The sequence below is a fragment of the Bdellovibrio sp. HCB117 genome (assembly GCF_047305915.1).
Classification (GTDB): Bacteria; Bdellovibrionota; Bdellovibrionia; order Bdellovibrionales; family Bdellovibrionaceae; genus Bdellovibrio; species Bdellovibrio bacteriovorus_B.
On record NZ_CP178622.1, the window covers coordinates 2,385,993 to 2,406,842 of the forward strand.

At 45.4% G+C, this 20,850-nt stretch carries 20 protein-coding genes; 9 read left to right on the forward strand and 11 right to left on the reverse strand.

All coding sequences use genetic code 11. The features are described 5' to 3' along the window. Positions 1-4: 4 nt before the first annotated feature. Both ACLWBD_RS11305 and ACLWBD_RS11310 read right to left on the reverse strand, forming a co-directional pair. On the reverse strand, positions 5-133 hold the full coding sequence (locus ACLWBD_RS11305) for a hypothetical protein (RefSeq protein WP_301335605.1): 129 nt from the start codon (positions 131-133) through the stop codon (positions 5-7). A 126-nt stretch (positions 134-259) separates the two neighbouring features. Next, positions 260-1,801, reverse strand: coding sequence for a leucyl aminopeptidase family protein (locus tag ACLWBD_RS11310; protein WP_413568235.1), 1,542 nt, complete (start codon positions 1,799-1,801; stop codon positions 260-262). Between the two features lie 56 nt (positions 1,802-1,857). Between ACLWBD_RS11310 and ACLWBD_RS11315 the strand changes: the two genes are divergently transcribed. From ACLWBD_RS11315 to ACLWBD_RS11330, 4 genes are all read left to right on the forward strand, one after another. Continuing rightward, on the forward strand, positions 1,858-2,889 hold the full coding sequence (locus ACLWBD_RS11315) for an endonuclease/exonuclease/phosphatase family protein (protein WP_063204503.1): 1,032 nt from the start codon (positions 1,858-1,860) through the stop codon (positions 2,887-2,889). An 81-nt stretch (positions 2,890-2,970) separates the two neighbouring features. Beyond that, positions 2,971-3,360, forward strand: a complete 390-nt coding sequence (apaG, locus tag ACLWBD_RS11320; RefSeq protein WP_081112164.1) for a Co2+/Mg2+ efflux protein ApaG — start codon at positions 2,971-2,973, stop codon at positions 3,358-3,360. An 81-nt stretch (positions 3,361-3,441) separates the two neighbouring features. Then, the gene (locus tag ACLWBD_RS11325) at positions 3,442-3,750 is read left to right on the forward strand and encodes a hypothetical protein (protein ID WP_063204504.1); all 309 of its coding nucleotides are present in this window, start codon (positions 3,442-3,444) and stop codon (positions 3,748-3,750) included. Then, positions 3,722-4,288, forward strand: coding sequence for a GNAT family N-acetyltransferase (locus ACLWBD_RS11330; protein ID WP_413568236.1), 567 nt, complete (start codon positions 3,722-3,724; stop codon positions 4,286-4,288). Before ACLWBD_RS11325 ends, ACLWBD_RS11330 begins: the two co-directional genes overlap by 29 nt. Here ACLWBD_RS11330 and ACLWBD_RS11335 read toward each other — a convergent pair. The 6 genes from ACLWBD_RS11335 to ACLWBD_RS11360 all read right to left on the reverse strand — a co-directional run bounded on the left by ACLWBD_RS11335 (position 4,285) and on the right by ACLWBD_RS11360 (position 9,275). Beyond that, positions 4,285-5,439, reverse strand: coding sequence for a hypothetical protein (locus ACLWBD_RS11335; protein WP_413568237.1), 1,155 nt, complete (start codon positions 5,437-5,439; stop codon positions 4,285-4,287). The genes ACLWBD_RS11330 and ACLWBD_RS11335 overlap by 4 nt on opposite strands. 36 nt (positions 5,440-5,475) lie before the next feature. Beyond that, complete coding sequence (gene pdxH / locus ACLWBD_RS11340) at positions 5,476-6,063, reverse strand: pyridoxamine 5'-phosphate oxidase (protein WP_413568238.1); 588 nt, start codon at positions 6,061-6,063, stop codon at positions 5,476-5,478. Next, positions 6,063-6,758: an FKBP-type peptidyl-prolyl cis-trans isomerase gene (locus ACLWBD_RS11345; protein ID WP_041873119.1), complete on the reverse strand. Its 696-nt coding sequence runs from the start codon at positions 6,756-6,758 to the stop codon at positions 6,063-6,065. Before ACLWBD_RS11345 ends, pdxH begins: the two co-directional genes overlap by 1 nt. Positions 6,759-6,860: 102 nt before the next feature. Beyond that, entirely contained in the window at positions 6,861-8,006 is a 1,146-nt protein-coding gene (gene mnmH / locus ACLWBD_RS11350) for a tRNA 2-selenouridine(34) synthase MnmH (RefSeq protein ID WP_413568239.1), read from the reverse strand. Further along, complete coding sequence (gene selD, locus ACLWBD_RS11355; protein WP_413568240.1) at positions 7,999-9,048, reverse strand: selenide, water dikinase SelD; 1,050 nt, start codon at positions 9,046-9,048, stop codon at positions 7,999-8,001. Before selD ends, mnmH begins: the two co-directional genes overlap by 8 nt. Beyond that, positions 9,045-9,275: a twin-arginine translocase TatA/TatE family subunit gene (locus tag ACLWBD_RS11360; protein WP_063204510.1), complete on the reverse strand. Its 231-nt coding sequence runs from the start codon at positions 9,273-9,275 to the stop codon at positions 9,045-9,047. The genes selD and ACLWBD_RS11360 overlap by 4 nt, the downstream gene beginning before the upstream one ends. 89 nt (positions 9,276-9,364) lie before the next feature. On the opposite strand from ACLWBD_RS11360, the gene ACLWBD_RS11365 reads away from it, so the two are divergent. The 5 genes from ACLWBD_RS11365 to ACLWBD_RS11385 all read left to right on the forward strand — a co-directional run bounded on the left by ACLWBD_RS11365 (position 9,365) and on the right by ACLWBD_RS11385 (position 14,345). Continuing rightward, positions 9,365-9,775: a hypothetical protein gene (locus ACLWBD_RS11365; RefSeq protein ID WP_413568241.1), complete on the forward strand. Its 411-nt coding sequence runs from the start codon at positions 9,365-9,367 to the stop codon at positions 9,773-9,775. 55 nt (positions 9,776-9,830) lie between these two features. After that, on the forward strand, positions 9,831-11,948 hold the full coding sequence (locus ACLWBD_RS11370) for an LTA synthase family protein (RefSeq protein WP_413568242.1): 2,118 nt from the start codon (positions 9,831-9,833) through the stop codon (positions 11,946-11,948). Then, positions 11,929-12,615: a response regulator transcription factor gene (locus ACLWBD_RS11375; protein WP_063204513.1), complete on the forward strand. Its 687-nt coding sequence runs from the start codon at positions 11,929-11,931 to the stop codon at positions 12,613-12,615. Before ACLWBD_RS11370 ends, ACLWBD_RS11375 begins: the two co-directional genes overlap by 20 nt. Then, positions 12,593-14,050 (forward strand): sensor histidine kinase, encoded by a 1,458-nt coding sequence (locus ACLWBD_RS11380; RefSeq protein ID WP_413568243.1) that lies wholly within the window; start codon positions 12,593-12,595, stop codon positions 14,048-14,050. The genes ACLWBD_RS11375 and ACLWBD_RS11380 overlap by 23 nt, the downstream gene beginning before the upstream one ends. An 85-nt stretch (positions 14,051-14,135) precedes the next feature. Next, positions 14,136-14,345: a hypothetical protein gene (locus tag ACLWBD_RS11385; RefSeq protein WP_063204515.1), complete on the forward strand. Its 210-nt coding sequence runs from the start codon at positions 14,136-14,138 to the stop codon at positions 14,343-14,345. A 65-nt stretch (positions 14,346-14,410) separates the two neighbouring features. Here ACLWBD_RS11385 and ACLWBD_RS11390 read toward each other — a convergent pair whose 3' ends face one another. From ACLWBD_RS11390 to ACLWBD_RS11400, 3 genes are all read right to left on the reverse strand, one after another. Next, on the reverse strand, positions 14,411-14,959 hold the full coding sequence (locus ACLWBD_RS11390; protein WP_413568244.1) for an NADPH-dependent FMN reductase: 549 nt from the start codon (positions 14,957-14,959) through the stop codon (positions 14,411-14,413). Between the two features lie 99 nt (positions 14,960-15,058). Continuing rightward, positions 15,059-18,754, reverse strand: a complete 3,696-nt coding sequence (locus tag ACLWBD_RS11395) for an ABC transporter transmembrane domain-containing protein (RefSeq protein ID WP_413568245.1) — start codon at positions 18,752-18,754, stop codon at positions 15,059-15,061. Positions 18,755-18,988: 234 nt separating this feature from the next. Further along, positions 18,989-20,803: a PAS domain S-box protein gene (locus tag ACLWBD_RS11400; RefSeq protein WP_413568246.1), complete on the reverse strand. Its 1,815-nt coding sequence runs from the start codon at positions 20,801-20,803 to the stop codon at positions 18,989-18,991. Between the last annotated feature and the right edge of the window lie 47 nt (positions 20,804-20,850).

The following is a 20,850-nucleotide window of genomic DNA, read 5'->3' on the forward strand; positions in this document are numbered from 1 at the left end:
TGTCTTAATTGAGGCCTTTTTTACGACGGGCTTTGTGGTCATAGATCACGTAGCCCAGGATGATCATCGACGAGATGAAGACAATCCCAAAGATGATTTCAATATTGTAGATAAAATCAAGAAGCCTAAACATCAAAGAGTTGATCGGCTTATACGTATTTTAAGTAAACCTCACAAATGTTATAAAGACCCATTCCTAACAAATTGTAATCATGTGCTCCAATGAAAAAGCCCCTTCTTCAGGGGCTTTTTGGTAATTCTACTCTTGGGTCCTGTTCTGCAAAAATTCAATCAAACACTGAACAGGTTGTCCGCTTCCTCCGCTGGAGGTCAAAGCTCCTTGAGCTTTGTCAGACCAAGCGTACACATCTAAGTGAGCCCATTTTTTCCCACGCACGAATTTTTGCAGGAACAAGGCCGCTGTGATCGCACCTCCAAAACCGCCGCCCGAATTTTTGAAATCCGCAAACGGTGAGGATAAATCACCAAAGTATTTATCAAACAAAGGCATGCGCCAGTTCAAATCACCCGCTCTTTGCCCTGCACGAGTGATTGCATTTGCGAGCTCGTCATCGTTTGAGAAAAGACCCGCAATCTCTGCACCCAATCCTACCTTAATGGCTCCCGTCAAAGTGGCCACGTCGATCACGTATTCAGGTTCGTCAGCACCTTTCACGGTGCATGCCACATCTAGAACATCGGCAAGAACCAAGCGCCCTTCGGCATCTGTGTTGTCGATTTCAACACGAAGTCCGTTGCGAGCTGTGATGACATCACTTGGACGGAAGGATTTTCCATCCACGGCATTTTCAGCCAAAGCCAAATAGAAATCCACCGGACCTGGATAGGCACTTTCTGCGACCCACAAAGCCAAACCGATCACACTCGCCGCCCCACCCATGTCTTTTTTCATCAAGCGCATGGCAGAGGAAGGTTTAATATCCAAGCCACCCGTATCGAAAGTGATTCCTTTACCGACAAAGGCGATAGGCTTTAATTTGGATTTTTTAGTCGGACGGTATTTAAGGTGAACCATACAAGGACCGTGTTCAGCACCTTGTCCCACACCCACATGAAGACCCATTTTTTCTTGAACCAATTTTTTCGTATCCCAGATCGCCACTTTCAAAGTGGATGGGAACGAAAGTTTTTTTGCCGCGATTTCGGCAAAAGACTCGGGATTCAAATCATTCGGAGGCAAATTCACCAAGTGTCGAGCCAAGTTCACCGCGCGCGCACGGATCATCGCCTCCTTCACCGTATTCTTATCAAAGCTCCCCAAAGTTTTTCTTAAAGAGACCTTTGGAAGATCAGCCAACTGCTTGCCGTCAACGAACTGACGGAAGTTATAAGTCGCCATGTCCATCCCCATCAACGCTCCCAGGTCTTGGTCTTCTTCAGTTCCGTGGAATTCGATTTGGACGGCACTTAAGTGATGTGCTTTAAAGTGAGCGACTAAAGAACCGAATTGATCGCGAGCCCAGGTGTAGCCGGATTCATCAATCAAACCGTCGTGGCCAACTGAGTTCTTCTTGCGAGAGCGAAGAATCCAAACCGGCCCCTGCTGCCCTACAAAATACACGAGGTCTTTCTCGTTTTGTTTCAAAGAAGACGCCTGCCAGTCCAAAGCATGCTGCTTAACCCACGAAGTAAATTTCGCCGTATCATCGACGCCCAAGAAATAGACAAAGCCTGTCAATTCATTCTTTACTTTAAGTTCTTTGCCGATGTCGAAAGTTTCAATCCAAGAACGGAATTGAAGCTTATTCGATGTTTTTGAAGGGGTGGATTTCTTAGCCACTGTATTTCCTCACTTTTAGTTTGTGATTACGACGAAAAATTCCGTAAAATCATAATATGACGTGGACTGAGACCACAAATTTAAAATTATGCTTACTCAATGCAGAGAACCTCTTTTTGATGTTCGACGGAACACCAGGGAAAGAGGTTCTGGATTTGAAAGAGACTCAGTGGCAGCGTCTTTCCACATCGGTTTACGAAAATAAATCGCTTAAGAAGACCGAAGACATCGCCAAAGCCTTGAAAGAGATCAACGCCGACATCGTTATGCTGTGCGAAGTCGGAGGTTTTGAGTCCTTAAAAAACTTCAACCTTCTCTTTATGGATGAGGCGTATTCGCCTTGTTTGATTGAAGGAAACTCGGAACGCAATATCGACGTGGGTTTTTTGATACGCAAAAACTCTCCGTTTTACTTTGATCTTCAATCCAATAAAAACCGCCCGATCAATTATCTATATCCGCATGAAAGACAAAGCCTGCAACACGGCTACCCGGTCAAAGGGGGAAAGGTCACCACCAGCCATCGCTTTTCTCGCGACGTTGCGGAGTTACGCCTTTTTAAAAATGATAAAGAAAAGCCGTTTTTAATTATCTTGCTAGCTCATTTAAAATCCCGTTTGGATCCCGAGCGCATCGACCCGAATGGCTTTGAACGCCGCCAAGCCGAGCTTCGCACTTTGTTAGAAATTTACCGCGAACTGGAAATCGTTCATCCCGACGTCCCTATTTTAGTGGCCGGAGATTTCAACGGGAACGCGAGCCTTATTAATACGGATGAGGAGTTCAAAGACATCTATACGCAAACTCCGCTGAAGGATATTTTTGAAGTAATGGGCTTGCCAACCGAAGCCCGCGCGACGTTTTATCAAGTTCGCAACGGCCAACGCGTGGAAGGCCGCCAGATCGATTTTGCGTTTCTTTCGCCGACCTTACAGAAGTTGATCAAGCCCGGATCGGCCCATGTTCATAAGTTCAAGGACGAGTTTGGCATGGAAAGAGACGTGCCAAGAACTATGGACGCAAAATCCCATTTTCCTTCAGATCACAATCCCATTGTGTTTGAAATCGAGAACCTCATTCTCAAATAACTGTATTTTCGCACTACATTGCAGATCTAAAAGGTTCGCCCATTGACCTTTTTCGGGGACGAATTTATCCTTTATTTCACTATGGCAATGCAAAAAACAACAACTCCTGATTTTCAGATCTCCGCGAAAGTGGTTTACGTGCCCTCAGAATCACGTCCTGAGCAGGGTTATCACTTTTTCGCGTATAAAATCGCGATCACGAATAAAGGCGCAGTTCCTGCCCAATTGATGAGCCGCCACTGGGTCATCACCGATTCTTCCGGCAAAAAAGAAGAAGTTCGTGGCCCCGGCGTTGTCGGTGTGCAGCCAAAAATCCAACCCGGTCAAACTTTCGAATACGACAGCGCCTGCCCACTCAACGCGTCAACAGGCAGCATGCAAGGTCGCTATTACTTCGTAGCCGAAAATGGAGAGAGCTTCAGCGTCGAAATCCCTGAGTTCTTCCTTATTGCTCCTCACGCTCTTCACTAAAAAACAGGTCCAGTTTTTCAATAAAACGCTAGAACTTGAAAACCAAGCCGTGCTAAACCCTTTTTCGATTTAGGGGGCGTTATGGCTTGGTTTAAAAATCTAAAAGAACTTTTGGGATTTGATAAAGCTCCACACTGCCTTTGCATGGTGGTCTCTGAACAAGAAGGTGCTGAAATCTGGGTGGAGGGTAAAAAAACCAACTACCGCACTCCGAAAGCCATCGCGATTCCTAAGAAAAAAGATGTGAATATCACCATTAAGATGGTGGGCCACCACGATCACCATGCGACAGTTCGCAGTGAACACACTTTATCCTATTACTATTGCAACTTGGATCGTGTGCCACTTAGACTGATCAAGAATGAAATCCATAGATCTGCCTCTTTATAAAAAAACCAAGCGCTTAGTCATCCGTCCTTTAGAGGACTACGATTACGAAAACTGGGCGCAAGCCTACTCGTCTCTCCTTCCCCCACAAAATGAATGGGATGAAACCAACTGGGACGAGAGCGAACTCACTAAAAAGAAATTCAAAGATCTTCTAAAAGAACAACACAAACAAAGACAGTCGGATGAGTTTTACTCTTTCGGCATCTTCCGCAAAGACGACGGCGTTCTTTTAGGCCGAGTCACACTGATGGATATCTCACGCGGCATTTTTCAAAACGCCTACTTGGGATATCAAATCTTCAATGTGTATTGGGGCAACGGCTACGCCCAAGAAGCCTGCAAAGCCGCGATGCAATTGGCATTTAAAAATCTAAAACTTCATCGCATTGAGGCCGGAATTTCACTGAACAACAAAAAATCCATCAAGACCGCCAAAGCTTTAGGTTTACGCAAAGAAGGTGTGAGCAAACGTCGCTTGCACGTGAATGGCAAGTGGACCGATATGGAAATCTGGGCTTTGACGAAGGAAGAGTTTTAATTCTTCCTTCTATTGGTATCGATCGACCAGAAGACATTTTCTTTAAATTCAGAAGTATACACACGAATGGAAATCAAGATGAAAGGGCGAGGGTTTTCATCTTCTTTTTTAAACACTCGCGAGAAAAAACTTTTTACTTTCTTCCAAAGATTTCGAAACAAGCTTGAGAAACTTAGGTTTAAACTTGCGGCCTCTAAAGGGATTGAGTGAAAAGCAGATCCCGTCGTGGCCCATTTTTTCTGCTCAGGGTCTTTCTTGTACTTGATAATATTACCAATGAATATCGACCAATCATCTTTTAAGTCCGTGGCCCGACCCGCTTCACCTTTAAGAAACGTGGCAAGAAAATCCACCAAACCAAACGTGGCACCATCCTTGTTAGAACCATCACGATGCTCCAAACGTGGAGGCATATCTCGCAAAATTTTTTCAAAGCTTTGCCCTTTGGTGTCCTCGTCATACATGTACCAGAATCCACTTTTTTTGATTTCCACCAAATTAGAAAAATCTCGGAAAGGCCGAGTCGAATCTATTTCTAGCGGTGATTCTATCCGAAACGGCTTCTGCCATTCGTAAAGAGCTTTCTGATTGATAGTAGAAAGACTATTTTCCTTCACCGTCTGCTTCACTTGAAAAAGATAAGCCCGCTTTTCATTGAGCCTATTATCCCGATCACCAGGATCTCCATACTCAAAATCCAAATGAAACATCACATCCGCAAGCTCAACAACATCCCCGCCCCGAGGTGCAACTCGAGGACTGTTATGCAAATGCCCCACCCCAATAACAAACTTAGCATTGCGCCCAAGCAGATGCGCCATAGTAGCATCAAGCTCCGCCAAAAAATCCGCCCCCAACAACCGACGCAAATACTCAAGCTCCCCCATACCAGTCACCCCACAAGCCAAATTAAAGTTTGCCAACCCCCACGAAGCAACATCAATCCAAAAAAAACCAGACCAACGGAAACGAACAAAGCCCAGAACGCCGACCTTCCGCTCCGCTAATTTCCCTGCCTTAGCTCTGCGCCTCTGCAGCGAGTTCCGCAGCGCCAAGAAAAACCAGCAATAGCACTCAGAAAACAAAATAAAAAACACCAAAATGCCAGCAAGAGAAACAAGCGCGAGGATGTGTCCGAGCGAAAGAGGCACAGAAGCTAAGGCAGGGAAATTAGCGGAGCGGAAGGCTCAAGGACTGCGCTGAAACGTCTTCCAACCAGCATCGGTCTTTTGATAGATAAAGCGCTCGTGAAGGCGTCCACTAAGGCCAAACCAGAATTCAATTTCAGTGGGGATGACTCTCCAACCGCCCCAGTGTGGGGGACGCGGAACAACTTGGCCGTCGAATTGCTTTTCGTATTCAGCCACACGACGAGCGAGCCAATCACGATCTGGAATGACTTCACTTTGATGCGAAGCCCATGCACCGATCTGACTTAAGCGCGCACGAGTCGCGAAGTAAGCATCACTTTCTTCAGCAGAGATTTTTTCAGCTTTACCCGTGATACGGATTTGATGCCACAAAACGGGCCAGTGAAAATTCAGACAAACAAAAGGGTTTGCCTCAATATCTTTTCCTTTACGGCTCATGTAGTTGCCGTAAAAAACAAAGCCCCCCTTCGACACCTCTTTAAGATAGACGATGCGAACGGAGGGCACACCCTTTTCATCCACTGTGGCAACGGACATAGCATTGGCCTCAGGGACTTGCTTTGCGATCGCCTCTTTAAGGAGGCGATCAAAATGCTGAAAAGGATCTATCGATAAATCGATCATTACTTTTTCTTTTTAGTATCTTGTTTAACGATGTCGATCAACTCAACGTCGAAAACAAGAACTGAATTTGGTGGGATGCCGGGACGACCAGAAGGACCGTAAGCCAATTCAGGTGGGATGAAAAGTTTAGCTTTACCGCCGACTTTCATCAATTGAAGAGCTTCCGTCCAACCTGGGATTACACCGCCAACTGGGAATTCAGCGGGTTGACCACGATCGTAAGAAGAATCGAATTGCTCACCGTTTGTCAAAGTCCCTTTGTAGTGAACTTTTACTACGTCTTCTTTTTTAGGAGAAGCGCCCGTGCCTTCTTTTTCAGTGATGTATTGAAGACCAGAAGCTGTTGTTTTCACGCCCGCTGCTGATTTGTTTTTTTCCAAGAAATCTTTACCTGCTTTTGCGTTACCTTCAGCAGCTTCTTGTTGTTTCTTCATCGCCATTTCTTGAAGTTTCATCATAGCGGCTTGCATGTCTTCTTTAGACATTTCGTTTTTACCCGCAGATGCATCTTTCAAAGCTTGCGCCAAAGCGTCAGCATCGAAATCGATGTTTTGTTGTTTCAAGTTACCACCGATTTGTTGACCGATAGCATAGCTCGCTTTTTTCATATCAGTGTCGAGCTTAACTTTCTTTTGGCAAGCAGTTGTAAATGCCATAGCAGCTACAACGAGACCGCCAAGTACTAACTTATTCATGTTGTCTCCTCATAAGGGTTGTTAAATTTGGCAACGGTTTATCTTGCGACGAAATCTTGCCGTTTCAAACAGATAACGCACCCAGAAAAAGGCAAATATCCACTACTGCGGAAGGCTTTTTAGGAAGGCAACGACCTCGTGACGAGGCCCTTTGAAGAGCACGCGGACTTGTCGCCGCTCCAAGGAAGACAGATAGAGGGGATCATAGTAATAGCTCAAAAGCTTTTCGATCCATATTTTGTTCGAATGGATATCACCGTGAGCCAGAAACTGAGACTCGGCCGTTTGCAGATCCGCCAAGATCTCCTGACTTCTTAAACCGCCCAGCTTTCTGCGAATTGACAGCACGGCCTCGCGGTATTTTGCAAAAAGTTTAAGCGCTTGTCCTCGAAGGATCTCTTCTTCTTCAGCGCAGCGAAACTGGGGTGACGAGCCTTCGCCAATATCAGTGTTGAGCACATAATCGGTAAAAATGTTCTCTACCCGGGTTTCAAAAGCTTCGTCCAACCATAGAACTTCGGAACTTCGCAGGCGTTCAAAGAAAGGCTTCGGCTGACAAATGCGACCGATAAGCCGACTTTCATCTTCCACCAAAGGGCGAATGCTTAAAGGGGTTTTGTCCTCAATCTTTAAACAATCTAAGGCCAAAGCGATTTCAAAATCTATCTGCGTGGGCTGATGAATAGGCAAAGATCCAAAAGCCGAACCGCGATGTCGCGCCAAAAGTTCTAGATCCATCGTGGGATAAAACCCACTCACCTCTTTTAAGAGATCCGTCTTGCCACTTCCCGTGGGTCCCGAGACAACTAAGAGTTCGCGCTGATTGCAGAACTTATCCAACTCGTCAGAAAAAAACTGCCGTGCTTTCTTATAACCGCCGGCAATGATCGGAACTGAAATACCCGCTTCGGCAAGCCAGGTTTGAGTGATTTGTGAACGCTTCCCACCGCGAAAACAATAGACAACGCTTCCCGGATGAGTTTGCACGAAGTCTTTCCAGCGTTGAACACGGTCCGCCTTCACGTCTCCAGAAACGATTTGGTATCCGAGTGCGACGGCGGCCTCTTGCCCTTCACGCTTGTAAGTCGTGCCAATAAGGGCGCGCTCTTCATCATTTAAGATAGGAATATTGACGGCATGGGGCAGATGACCTTGAGCAAACTCCACCGGGGCTCGCACATCAATCAAGGGCGCTCCCGATAAAAATAAATTTTTATACTGCTCGATAGGAATTCGTTCGTTACTCAAAAATCACCGCTTTATCTTGGCGAGGCAAAACCTCTCCAATGATTTCAGCAGATTTGAACTTAGCTCGCAAGGCCTGGACGGTGTCGCGACTGGTTTCGCGAGAAACACTTAAAAGAAGGCCACCACTGGTTTGGGGATCGTGGATTAAAAGCCTGTGGAGATCATCGAGTTTTGTCGTATCAATCGAAGCTTCGGTGTATTGGGCATTAGAACGATGGGCTTTGGTTAAAAAACCTTTTTCTAAGAAGGATAAAACCTTGGTAAATTTCGGAACCTTATCCAAAGAAATTCTTAAACTCACTTGGCTCGCATTAGCCATTTGCATGGAGTGACCCGAAAGTCCAAAGCCCGTGATGTCTGTCGCCGCATGCACGTAAGGTTTTGTCAGCGGAGTCAAATAGTCGACAGCATTGTTAATGGTCGCCATGCTATGCAAAGCTTCCATGATGTCTTCTTCGGAAGATTCACGACGTTTTAATGACGCCGTCAATGTCCCGGTACCAAGAGGTTTTGTCAGGATCAAATGATCACCGACTTGCACTTTGGCGTTTGTCCACACTTCATTCGGATGAACAAATCCCGTGACCGAAAGACCGAATTTTAAAGTGTCATCATCAATGGAATGACCGCCGACAAAGTTGGCGCTGGCCTCCGCGATTTTGTCGCTCGCCCCTTGCATAACATCGACAATCACAGACTCAGGAAGAGTGGCTAAAGGAAAAGCCAGGATACCCATGGCTGTTTTAGGAAGCCCGCCCATGGCGTAGACATCGCTAAGAGCGTTGGCCGCCGCGATTTCACCGAACAGTTTGGGAGTGTCTACGATGGGAGTGAAAAAATCCAAAGTCTGAACCAGGGCTATCTCGTCCGTGACTTTGTAAATCGCCGCATCGTCAAAAAGTCCGCCATCGACCATCAAAGCCGGATGCGCGGCAGGAAACTTCACGTTACTTAAAATACGACGAAGCTCAGAGGCGGCCACTTTCGCGGCACAACCTCCCTTTTGCACAGTTTGCGTCAGTGCGATTTTTTCAGAACTCATGATTGCTTATGAGTGTCTTTTTGCTCTTGAGTTTGATTCAGAGGCTTTTCTTTGTTTTGAGAAATTTGCGGGTTGGCTTCGCGCTCATTAGGGTCTTCGTTTAAAGCTTTTTTGAAGCCGCGGATAGATTCACCCAAAGAACGTCCCAAACCGGGAAGTTTGCTGGGCCCGAACAAAAGAAGTGCGATACCACCGATCAATAAAATCTCAGTCCAACCTAAATTCATAAGGTCTCCTCGTTACAAGGCCCAACCCTACTATAAGGCCTATTGCATGGCAACAAAAGGCCGTGCATTATATTGGGATAGGAGGCAACATGCTAAGTCTCATCCTGACACTCTTACTCGTGAGTGATGCACAGGCTCAAAGCAGTGCGAATTCCACGAAATACTTCGAAGCCGAAGAAGAACCTGAAAAATCCGATGAATCTAAGAGTTTTACCGCCAAGGTCAAAGTTGTTCGCGAAGAAAGTGATGGCGTGGACGTCTTCTTTGAGGGCGAAAAAGCCAAGGGAGCTTACTTCCTTTCGCGCTCCGTGGAGCACTACGGCAAAATGATCAAAGACCTCGAAAAAAGTAAGAAGCCAAAGGGCCCGGCAGTCGCCGTCACGGCCGATAAAGATAAAAACATCAAAAAAGTGGAACTGAAAAAGGCGGAAGCCACTTCGGACTTCAAAATCCCTGACGATCCCAATCAAAAATGGGACTTCGGTAAACCACCAGAATAAGCTTCTGAATCATGTTGCGTAAGCGCCTGGGAAGTGCGATTTTCATGTCCTCAGCATGGAAAAATCTCGGGCGCAATGGCTAAAACAATCCTGGCTCTATCTTAAACGCATTCTGATTTTGAATGCCGTCTTTCTTTTTATTGGTTTTCTTTGGCGTGTAGGATTTTTCTTCGTTTATGGCAACATGAATGAGGTTTCGCAGGTAAAAGGCGATGTTGTACGTGCATTCATTTTAGGCGCTCGCTTTGACAGTACGATTTTATTCTACGTCAACGCGATTCCCCTCTTGATACTTTTTCTGGCAAGCCTTCTGGCGTTCACGAAGTTTCTTGAAAAACCACTGCGCCATCTTTTTTCACACTTTACGAAGTTTTTAATTCCGTACTACACCGTCATGCTCTTTATCGTGACCTTCGTTTCGGCGGTCGACTTTGGTTTTTACAGCTTCTATCAAGATCGCATCAATGTTTTGATCTTTGGTTTTATCACCGATGACACTATCGCCTTGATCAAAACGATTTGGCGCAATTATCCGATGGTGTGGATTGCTTTGGGCTTTTTCTTTTTCACTTACTCTTTGTGGAAGGGACTGAAGATCAACTTCACCCAAGGGCGTGAGTGGATTCCTTTAAAGGTCGAGCGCGTTTCTTATCCCGTTTTCGTTCTGTTCTTTTTTATTGTCTTCCTTTTAAACGGCGTAGGCGCCCGCGGCTCCTTAGGGTTATTCCCATTAAGTGAGATGGACACCGGAATTTCCAAATCCATTTTTGTAAACCACTTAAGTTTTAACGGCACTCGCGCTTTCACTCGCGCGATAGAACTTAAAGCCCAGCAAACCTCTAAGTGGGATAGCAATTTACGCCACTACGGGTACGGCGAAAACTATCGCCAGGCTTTCGCGGATTTTTACTCCTTAACGCCGGAACAAGTCCCTGAAGATCCTTTGGAGTTGATGAAGCGTCGAACACCTAAAAGTGAATGGGCGGAAAAAACAAAGCCGCATGTCTTGCTTTTGACGATGGAATCCATGGGGGCATATTGGTTTAAATACGACCAGCCTGATTTTGATCTTTTAGGTCAATTCAAACCGCACATGCAAGAAGACACTTATCTAACGAACTTTCTTTCAAGCACCAATGCAACCATTGGAAGCTTGAGTTGTTTGATGATTGGTTCTGCACAACGCCCGATCAGCGAATTTTTATCTGAAAGCGATTACTTGCAAGTTCCCTTTCGCACTAGCCCCGCCCGCGTCTTTAAGGAGTCAGGCTACAAGGCGCGCTTCTTGTATGGCGGAAATCCCGGCTGGCGAGAGGTCAATAAGTTTGCGGTCGCTCAAGGCTTTGACACCGTCGAAGGTGAATTTGAAATGAGCGAAATTTTGGGAGGACTTAAAGACCGTCACGACTGGGGCGTTTACGATGAAGACGTTTTTGAATACGTTTTTAAAACTTTAAGTGAAGCCAAAGAACCGCAGTTTTTATTGACGATGACTACGACGAATCATCCGCCCTATCAACTGCCTCACGCTTATAAAGTTCCTGAATTAAAAGCACCGGCAGAGCTGACTTCTCGTTTGATCGGCGACACGTCTTTGGCAGAGAAACGTTTTAAAACATATCGCTATTCTTCAGATAAATTGGGCGAGTTTTTAACTCGACTTAAGAACTCGCCTTTAAAAGATAAAGTGATCGTAGCGATTACCGGCGACCATACGTTCTGGATAGTGAATTTTTCTGAGCAAGAACTTCTGCAGAAAGGCTCGGTGCCGTTTTATCTTTACGTACCGGCAGCCATCCGTAAAAAATTAGACCCTGAAGCTTTTGGATCCCAAGCCGACATTGCCCCGACACTTTATAACTTAGCTCTTTCTGACAAAGAATATTACTCTTTGGGGCGCGACCTTTTTGAAAAAGAAGGCGACTTTGCCGTGAATGCTTCAAACCTTATCGTCAATCGCACCGGCGGAGTTTTGGCGGCGGGCCACGCGGCCGAGGATCATGCTTTTGATTGGCAAGGTCACTACGAAAAATTAGTTCCCGGAGAAATGACCGAATCTAAAAAAGCCCTTTCTTTAAAATACAAATCCTTGATGGGCATTTTGGATTTCTATTTTATGAAAGAGAAAAAAGATCAGAAAGGACCGATGCAAAATGCGGATTCTCGTCGTTGAAGATCAAGTCAAAATGGCGAACTTTCTAAAAAAAGGGCTCGCTGAAGTGGGTTATGCGGTCGATCTTGCGGAAAGCGGTTCCGCAGCTGAGTCTTACATGGCTCAAGGTGATTATGACTTGGTGATCTTAGATGTGATGCTTCCTGATCAAAGCGGTATCGATACCGCTCGCCATATTCGTCGCGATGGTTACGAAGGACCAATTCTGATGCTCACTGCTCTTTCAACGACGAAAGACAAAGTAAATGGTTTGGATGCCGGCGCTGACGATTATTTGACGAAGCCGTACTCTTTTGACGAACTTCACGCCCGTGTGCGTGCGCTTCTTCGTCGTAAGGGAAGTGCGACGAATGGAAGTCATTCTAACACTTTGAAATATGCGGACTTAGAGTTGGACTTGATTCAAAGAAAAGCCCGTCGCTCGGGCCAGGAGATTTCTTTAACCACGAAAGAGTTCGCTCTTTTAGAATACTTTATGCGCAACCCGGAACGTCCTTTAGGACGTGTTTCAATTGCGGAGCACGTGTGGGACATCCACTTTGATTCAGAGAGCAACGTGATTGACGTTTACATCAATCTATTGCGTAAAAAAATCGACGCTCCCTTTGCGAAGCGCTTGATTCACACAGTGGTCGGCACGGGTTATGTTCTTAAAGAAAATCTATAAATTTCTTTCTAGCTTCAGTATCCGTCTTCGCCTGTCGTTGATCTTCGTTCTGATTTTTGGAGCGACCACGATCTTTTTTAACATGTTCCTTTTCAAAATGATGATCGACACCCTTCAACAGGATTTCGACGATGCCCTCTTCAACTATTCGGTCGACGTTTCTGAGGGAATTGAAATCGGCGTAAAAGGAGATCTCAGCTTTCCGCCCCTGCGTTTAGATCATGGTAAAATTCTTCCCTTCCCGCTAGGAACCGCGTTGATTCAAGTGCGCCACAGTTCTGGCGCCGTCTTGGCGCGCGTAGGGAACTTTGGTGAATTCAATCCGCCTTATAAAAAAGATTTTCAACGCATCTGGGCCGGTGATGAAGCCACCTACCGCACTATTGAACACATTCGAAATATCCCCTCTGCCGAAGCGGACTCTTACCGACTGATTTCTTTTCCTTTAGATAATGCGGCCAAACCTCAGTTACTTTTACAGATCGCCGTGCCCATGACTTTGATGGAAACCCAGATTTCGCAGCGTCTGACTTTGTTGCAGGTCGGGATTCCGTTTGTCCTTTTGATTGCAACCCTGGGCGGAATGTTTCTATCGGCCAGAGCCCTGAATCCGGTGAAGAACATTATCAACACAGCCAAAGAGATTAAAGTTAGTGAACTTTCTCAACGTGTGCCGATTCCTAATGCCAATGACGAAATTCGTAAACTGGCTTTGACGTTAAATGAAATGCTGGATCGTATTCAGCAGGCTTTTTTAAGTCAGGAGCGCTTCGTCGCCGATGCTTCTCACCAGCTTTTAACTCCGCTGACAATCATGCGCGGAGAACTAGAGCTTTTGCAGAAATCAGAAAAGCGCGATGTCGATCAATTTATTAAAAGTGCTTTGCAAGAGGTCGACAATCTTTCAGGTATCGTGCAAGAAATGCTGCTACTTGCGCGCGTCGATGCCGGCACCGGCGCACTCAACTTTCAAGACTTGGCCTTTGATGAAGTCATCTTTGAAGTGTTGCCTCGTTGTGAGAAGCTGGCTAACTCAAAAAATATCAAGCTCAAACTCAATATCAACAATGAGACAATGGACGATCGCAAAATGGTTCGCGGAGATAATGATCTTCTGCAAAATCTTGTGATCAATATCATCGAAAACGCCATCAAGTATTCGCCGAACAACGAAGTCGTGACGATGAACCTCAATTGGAAACAAGACATCACTCAGTTCGTCGTCGAAGACAACGGCCCGGGTATTCCAGAAGAACAATTGCCGTTCATCTTTGAACGCTTCTCGCGCGGTGCAAACATGGAGACCCGTGTTAAAGGCTTTGGTCTGGGTTTAGCTATCGCGCAAAAAATAGCGATTCTTCATAACGCAAAGTTAAGTGCGCAAAATCATTCAGAACACGGTGCGCGCTTCACTTTTGAAATTAAAAACATTTAATTCCGTTTTAATCAGGGCTTTAACCCTCTTTGCTAGCATAACTCCTGTTCGATTGAAGCTAACTAAAGAACCAATGGAGGTTACTATGAAAATCGCTTCTGTTTTGATGACTGTTGTATTTGCTGGTGTTGTTGCTCAAGCTAACGAACCTGCTAAAACTGAAACTACAACTGCTGCTGCTCCAGCTGCTGCAACTGCACCTGCTGCAGAAACTAAAGCTCCAGCTAAGAAAAAACACGCTAAAAAAGTTGAAGCTAAAGCTGAAACTAAAGAAGCTGCTCCTGCTGGTCACTAATTCCTTTACGGAATTAGCGAGCGCATAGCTTTCTAAGTTAAAAGGGAACCTCGCGGTTCCCTTTTTTATTTCTTAAGCTCTTCACACTCTTTCGCAAAACTTTTCCAGAATCCTTGAATCAGCTCTTTGCTCTTCGGATCCGTCAGCGTGCCCTTTTCGTCAAAGGCCTTAGAAGCATTAAAATAAAATTCAGGCTGACCCATTGTCGGCATATTTAAATACGCCAGCACCTGACGCAAGTGATGTTGAGCGCCGAATGTTCCAATATTTCCAATGGAGGCCCCCATCACCGCCGCGGGCTTTTTATCCCACAGGTTTTGTCCATAAGGGCGGGAACCCCAATCGATGGCGTTTTTTAAAACTCCCGGAAAACTGCGATTGTACTCAGGCGTGATAAAGAGCGCGGCGTCGGCCTCTTTGATTTTATTTTTAAACTGTTTTGCGACTTCAGGTGGATCATTTTCCAGATCCTGGCTAAAAAACGGCAGCGTGGCGATATCAAAAGTGTCTATCTGAATATCCGCGGGGGCCATATCTTTAACGGCTTTAAAAAGTTTTTTGTTTAACGAATCTTTGCTGATACCGCCGACCAATGTCAGCACTTTTGTTGCCATGAGTCCTCCTTCACAACACTTCATCAGAATCCATTCTGATGTGCCTGCCAAGGTCTCCGACAAAAAACAAAGGCGGACTTACTGTCCGCCTTTTCTATCTTACACAAGGCTTTCTTCGATCTCTTCTTTGGAAAATTCCGACGGACGCCGCACCGATTTAACTTCACCTGCAGAGATCTCAACGATCTGGTCACAATCTGCAATCGTACCCAAACGATGCGCGATGATGAGCATCGTTACTCCCGCGAAGGATTGACGGATGACTTTTTGAAGTGTCGCATCAGTTTGTACATCCACACTGGCAGTGGCCTCATCCATAACAATGACACGCGCTTTTGTTAATAAGGCGCGTGCTAGACAAAGAAGCTGGCGCTGACCTTGGCTTAAGTTCAAGCCCCCTTCACTGACAGCCGAATGAACTCCTTGCGGCAATTCTTTGACATATTCCCACATCGAAGCATGTTTTAAAGCCGTCACTACTTCTTCATCGGAATATTCGTTATAACGATCCAAGTTATTACGAATGGTTCCTAAGAACAAAGTCGGATCCTGCGGAATGATCGCTAGGTTGCGACGCAATTTTTCTAATGGCACCGTCGCGATTTCCACTCCATCAATTTTGATTCGACCTTCTTCCGCTTCGATAAAGCGAAAAAGAGATTGAAAGAAGGTGCTCTTTCCCGAACCCGTGCGCCCGATAATACCTACTCGCGTACCGGCCTCGACATGGAAAGTGATGCCTTTAAGAACTTGCGGCAAGTGAGGAGCATAACGCACTTTCAAATTCTCAACAGAGATCTCTCCTTTTTCTGGCCAAGAAAGACGAAGCGGCTCTTCGTCTTTCAGCAAAACATCTTTTTCTGCAGGAAGGTTTGAGAAAAACTTCAGACGCTCAATCGAAGTCATGCGGGACTCAATATCCGCGAAGATACGAACGCCCCAGTTCAAAAAGCCCCAGAAGGATAATGAATAAAGTGTCACGAGTCCCGCAGTTCCTGCTTCCATCACTCCATAGTACGCGGACAAGGTCACCCCCACCGCCGTTGACATCGAAATCAGTCCGCCGATCAAAGGGATGCGTGACGAAAACCAACGATTGATCATGTAGTGTGAATAAAACATTCTTTGGCTGTGTGCGAGCTTGTCATAGAAGTTTCGCATAAACCACGGTGCCTTGTTAAAGCCACGAATAACGGTCAACCCTTGCAAGGTTTCCTTAAAGTGAGCATAACGTGGGGACCTAGCTACACTGTCAAAGCGTTTCACCTCTCGAGCGGGCCTGCGATAATCACGCTGCAACACATAGTAGAGCGCCATCACCGGTCCGATAACAAAAATCATCAGTGGCATCAATCCCAAGATCAACACGATGGACACAATCACCTGCAAAGCACAATGAACAGCGGAATCAAAACTCCATTGCAAGTAAACGTCCACCGATTCAATATCGCGGGAAAACCTTTGGATGATTCGGCCCACGGGTGTGGAGTCAAAAAAGCGTACTGGAGAATTTAAAACACTGTGAAGCATTTTATCGTGCATATTTTTACCCGCACGAATCCCGCGCTCCAGCCAGATTAAGTGATTCAGTAAAGATCCCACTAAAACGGCAAGGCCGATCAAACCATAGATACCCACGGCTGATAAAGCGGCCCACTCGCCTTGATGGCTAGAATAATAAGACAGCCAAGCTTTTTGCAACAGCGGCAAAAGCGTGACGCCGATCGCGCCTAACAAAAGAACACTTAAAATAAGGGGCTTCGTGTACTTTCCGTCTCCGCCCAAAGAACTAATGTAATCCCAGTACACGGAGCCCTTAACGGCGCCGACTTCACGCTCTTCATCTTCGGTCACGCGGTTTTTCTTTTCGTCGGTTTCATCTGTCGCGGTGACAGCTTCAACTGAAGTTTCAGCAGGCACCGTCGTCGAACTATGATCCCCTTGAGTTTTACCATGCTCTTTATAAAATTCGGCAAAGGGCTGACAGACTTTTAGAAGCTCTTCAAAACTTCCTAAACCGCGCGCTACGCCATTTTCAATATAAAGAACTTGGTCAAATTTTGGTAAGTGTTCCAGACGATGAGTGGCGACAACGCGAGTGACATCTTTCCATGCACCAAATAACAAACGCTCACAAAGAAGATTCTCGGTTTCAGCATCAACTGCGGATAACGGGTCATCTAATAATACGATCTGAGGTTTTCTTAAGTAAGCGCGTGCTAAAGCGACACGCTGTTTTTGGCCACCGGATAAGTTCACACCTTTTTCACCGATTTCGGTGCGAAGTCCTCCGGACCACTCCTTTAAATCACGGCTTAAGCAACTATTGTGTAAAGCACGACGCAACTCTTCCTTGGAAACATCTTCACCAAAAGAAAGATTTTCTAACAAAGTCGTATTGATGATGTAAGCCTCTTGCGGCACGAAGGACATTCGCGGACGCTCATTTTCTAAGACTTTTGAAAATTCAATCTTTCCCTTCGTGGGTGCCACCTCGCCAAGAAGTGCCGAAAGCAAACTGCTTTTGCCTGCGCCCACCGGACCTACGATAGCCACTGAACTTCCTGCGGGAACCACAAGGTCGATATTTTTTAATACTTCTTCTTGTGCTCCGGGATAAGTCAACGACAGTCCTTGGATTTCAAGTCCCATCGGCTGGCCCACTAAAGCGTTTTCCTTCGTGGTGATCTCGACTTCTTCTTGTTTTAAGAAGTTAAGAATACGCCCCGCCCCGACAACGGCTGTGGTGTAGCGGGAGATCAAACGCGAAAGATCTCCGAACGGTCCTTCTAAAAGACCGAATAAAGAAATACAGGTAAAGATTATAGCCGCATCTAAAGTCTGTCCCCGCCACGCGTGAACAGCTAAAGCGACAAAAAGAACCAATGTCGAGACACCCAAATACCCCAATGAAGAAATCACTTCGGCGCGTGCCAAGCGGCGGCGACTTAGCAGTTCCTTTTCTCGCACTTCAGTCACTTCTTTAGAGACGCTTTTTTCCCAAGCGAAGTATTTTACAACGCGAATGGCGTTCAGAGCTTGCGTCATTAAAGTCACGCGATGATCGCGATGCTTCATCATTTCTTCATCCAAATGCGTGAATTTCTTCGCTACGTAATTCGTCAACGGAGCCAACGTGAAAAGCACGGCCAAGGCCGCAAGCGCCGACCATCCAATGTAATAAAAGAGCATCGCCACCACGCCGATGATCAGAAACAGTGACGAAACCAAATCTCCCAGGATCTGCGGGAAATCAGAAACAGAATCACTGTCCGAGCTCATATGGTTGACAATATCACCCACCTGGCTTTTTTGGCGCGCACTTTGACTGAGTTTCAAGCTGTGACTAAAGATCTTCTGGTTCAGAATATTCGTCGTCACTTGATAGCACTGAAGCGTATTATAAAAATAATGCTGCAAAAACAGTCCCGACAAAAAACCACAAAGACCTAAAAGAAGTCCATAAAGCAGGGCTTCGGGCAAAGTTTCTTGGGTCACGCCTTTAGAAATCAAACCTACGAAACGATTTACAAAAACTGGCGATAAAAGCGCTAAAACCGAGCTCGCCAGATACCAAGAGTATCCAGGCAGCAAAAATTTCTTAAGAGTGCGAATCAACGAAAACAAAAATGCTTTCGGCGTCGTCCACTGCAAGGGCTCTAAGGAAACAGGCAAAGTTTCCGGATGTAAATGCGCAGGTAAAGGCAGTAAGTCGCCTTCATCAATGTTTTTCGTTTTCGCCAATTTCACCAAAGAACTAACTTGGTAAAATAGCATACGTCTAAGGAAGTTCATGCAAATCCGTATCTGCTCATCAATGAGCAAAATAAAATATTAAAATGTCAGAGAATCAGATCTTTACGTTGGGTTGACGTCGGGATCTTTATTTTTGAATAAGGGAAAGACACATCATTGAAATGATTTTAGATAGAATCATAGTGACCTCCCCTTAAATATTGCGTGAGATAAAGCCAGGTTAAACAAACGACCGCGCTTTGTCTAGCCCCTAAAAAATAAATTTTTATTGAGTCACGGATTTAAAGGAATGGTGAAAATAAAGCGAGAACCCTGCCCTGGCCTGCTTTCTACGGTGATCTGACCACCCATTTTTTCCACCAGCTCTTTGCTAATACTCAATCCCAGCCCCGTGCCTCCGAAGCGGCGAGTTATCGACGAATCGCCTTGATAGAACCTTGTGAATAGAGTGGCTAATTTATCTTCGGAAATACCTATTCCTGTATCCTGAACTGTGAATTCAAGGACGGGTTGGGCTTGTCGACGCAGGGATATATTTAAAAGAACACTTCCCGAGTCCGTGAATTTAAGACCATTTCCGACCAGGTTGATAAGAACTTGCTGCAAACGTTTTGCATCTCCAGTCACCGTATCAGGCACATCGTGATCAATATCCACACGCAGTTCCAACTTTTTTTCCTGAGCCTTGATTAACAACAACTCAATACTTTTTCGCACGGTTTCGCGTAATGGAAACGGCACCTTTTCAAGCACCATTTGACCGGATTCGATTTTCGAGAAATCCAAAATGTCATTGATAATACCTAAAAGACTTTCAGAAGCACGACTCAAAATAGTGACATAGCTTCTTTGATCTTCATCAAGCGGACTTTCTAAAAGCACTTCTGCCATGCCCATTATTGAATTCATGGGTGTACGAATCTCATGACTCATATTCGCCAGAAATTCAGATTTTGCCTTGGTCCCCAACTCTGCTTCTTCTTTCGCTTTCAAAAGCTCCGTTTGATAACGATGCAGTTCCGTAATATCCGTGGAAACACCGGCCATAGCTATCACATTACCTTGAGCATCTAACAGAGGAAACTTTTCAGAGATGTACTGCTTTTCACTTCCATCTGGCAATAAAATGGCATCTTCCGTTTTTTCAGCTTTCTTGGTGCGAATGATTTGATGATCATTGCGAACGTGCCGAAGTGCATCTCTTTCAGCAAACAGATCAAAATCTGTCTTACCTAAAATCTCGTCTTTGCTTTTACCCATTAAGATTTCAAATTGTCGACTGGCTAAAATATAGCGCCCCTCTAAGTCCTTCACGTAAATAATCGACGGCGAGGAATCAAAAAGGCCGTTTAAAAGCTCTTGCTGATAGCGCAGAATATTTTCGGTTTCTTTAACCTTGGAAATATCCTGGACGATCCCGAAAGCCGTGATGATGATATCGTTCTCTTTTAAAGCGGCTCCCATAATTCGGGCCGGGAATAGACGGCCTTTGCTGGTGGCGAGCACGGTTTCTATGTCGTACTCTTCACCGCGCTCTTTCAGATTCTTATATTTTTCTTCGATCAAGGCTCGTGCGTCAGGGGGCAAAATGCTCATCGCATCTTCCACTTCCGAGACATCCTTGGGGTCGATTTCAAAGAGATCGCACAGTTCTTGAGAAAAATGGACTTTTTCTTCTGCTAAGTCGACACTCCAACTGCCCAACTTCGCCACTTTATTGGCGCGCTTGTAAATCTCGTCATAAATTTTTTGCTGAGTGATGTCTTTGACAACAGCATAGATCAGCCGATTTTTCAGATCTATTTTATAATTCCAACAAAGATATTTGTAAGATCCGTTTTTACAACGATACCGATTTCGCACATCACGCACCACTTGACCATCGTGAGGAACTCCGATCTGTTCCAAGGTGGATATGTAATCATCGGGATGAATCAGATTTTTGAAAGAGAGCTGGATAATTTCGTCGCTGTTCCATCCCAGCTCTTTAGTCCAAACAGAATTCAGTTTTACAGGAACCCAGTCCATTCCCACGACAGCAACCATGTCATTGGAAATTTCAAAAAATACTGAGTCCTCAAAATCCATCAGGAAATTTTAATGAGGACTTCAGTAAAAAGCATCGTTTATTATTT

Excerpts from the sequence above, each read along its gene's own strand:
- ACLWBD_RS11305 (WP_301335605.1), bottom strand. The coding sequence starts at position 133 with ATGTTTAGGCTTCTTGATTTTATCTACAATATTGAAATCATCTTTGGG.
- ACLWBD_RS11315 (WP_063204503.1), top strand. The coding sequence starts at position 1,858 with ATGACGTGGACTGAGACCACAAATTTAAAATTATGCTTACTCAATGCA.
- ACLWBD_RS11380 (WP_413568243.1), top strand. The coding sequence starts at position 12,593 with ATGTTCTTAAAGAAAATCTATAAATTTCTTTCTAGCTTCAGTATCCGT.
- selD (WP_413568240.1), bottom strand. The coding sequence starts at position 9,048 with ATGAGTTCTGAAAAAATCGCACTGACGCAAACTGTGCAAAAGGGAGGT.
- ACLWBD_RS11360 (WP_063204510.1), bottom strand. The coding sequence starts at position 9,275 with ATGAATTTAGGTTGGACTGAGATTTTATTGATCGGTGGTATCGCACTT.
- apaG (WP_081112164.1), top strand. The coding sequence starts at position 2,971 with ATGGCAATGCAAAAAACAACAACTCCTGATTTTCAGATCTCCGCGAAA.
- ACLWBD_RS11390 (WP_413568244.1), bottom strand. The coding sequence starts at position 14,959 with ATGGCAACAAAAGTGCTGACATTGGTCGGCGGTATCAGCAAAGATTCG.
- ACLWBD_RS11345 (WP_041873119.1), bottom strand. The coding sequence starts at position 6,758 with ATGAATAAGTTAGTACTTGGCGGTCTCGTTGTAGCTGCTATGGCATTT.
- ACLWBD_RS11400 (WP_413568246.1), bottom strand. The coding sequence starts at position 20,803 with ATGGATTTTGAGGACTCAGTATTTTTTGAAATTTCCAATGACATGGTT.
- ACLWBD_RS11370 (WP_413568242.1), top strand. The coding sequence starts at position 9,831 with ATGGAAAAATCTCGGGCGCAATGGCTAAAACAATCCTGGCTCTATCTT.
- ACLWBD_RS11375 (WP_063204513.1), top strand. The coding sequence starts at position 11,929 with ATGCGGATTCTCGTCGTTGAAGATCAAGTCAAAATGGCGAACTTTCTA.
- ACLWBD_RS11330 (WP_413568236.1), top strand. The coding sequence starts at position 3,722 with ATGAAATCCATAGATCTGCCTCTTTATAAAAAAACCAAGCGCTTAGTC.
- ACLWBD_RS11365 (WP_413568241.1), top strand. The coding sequence starts at position 9,365 with ATGCTAAGTCTCATCCTGACACTCTTACTCGTGAGTGATGCACAGGCT.
- pdxH (WP_413568238.1), bottom strand. The coding sequence starts at position 6,063 with ATGATCGATTTATCGATAGATCCTTTTCAGCATTTTGATCGCCTCCTT.
- ACLWBD_RS11395 (WP_413568245.1), bottom strand. The coding sequence starts at position 18,754 with ATGAACTTCCTTAGACGTATGCTATTTTACCAAGTTAGTTCTTTGGTG.
- ACLWBD_RS11385 (WP_063204515.1), top strand. The coding sequence starts at position 14,136 with ATGAAAATCGCTTCTGTTTTGATGACTGTTGTATTTGCTGGTGTTGTT.
- ACLWBD_RS11325 (WP_063204504.1), top strand. The coding sequence starts at position 3,442 with ATGGCTTGGTTTAAAAATCTAAAAGAACTTTTGGGATTTGATAAAGCT.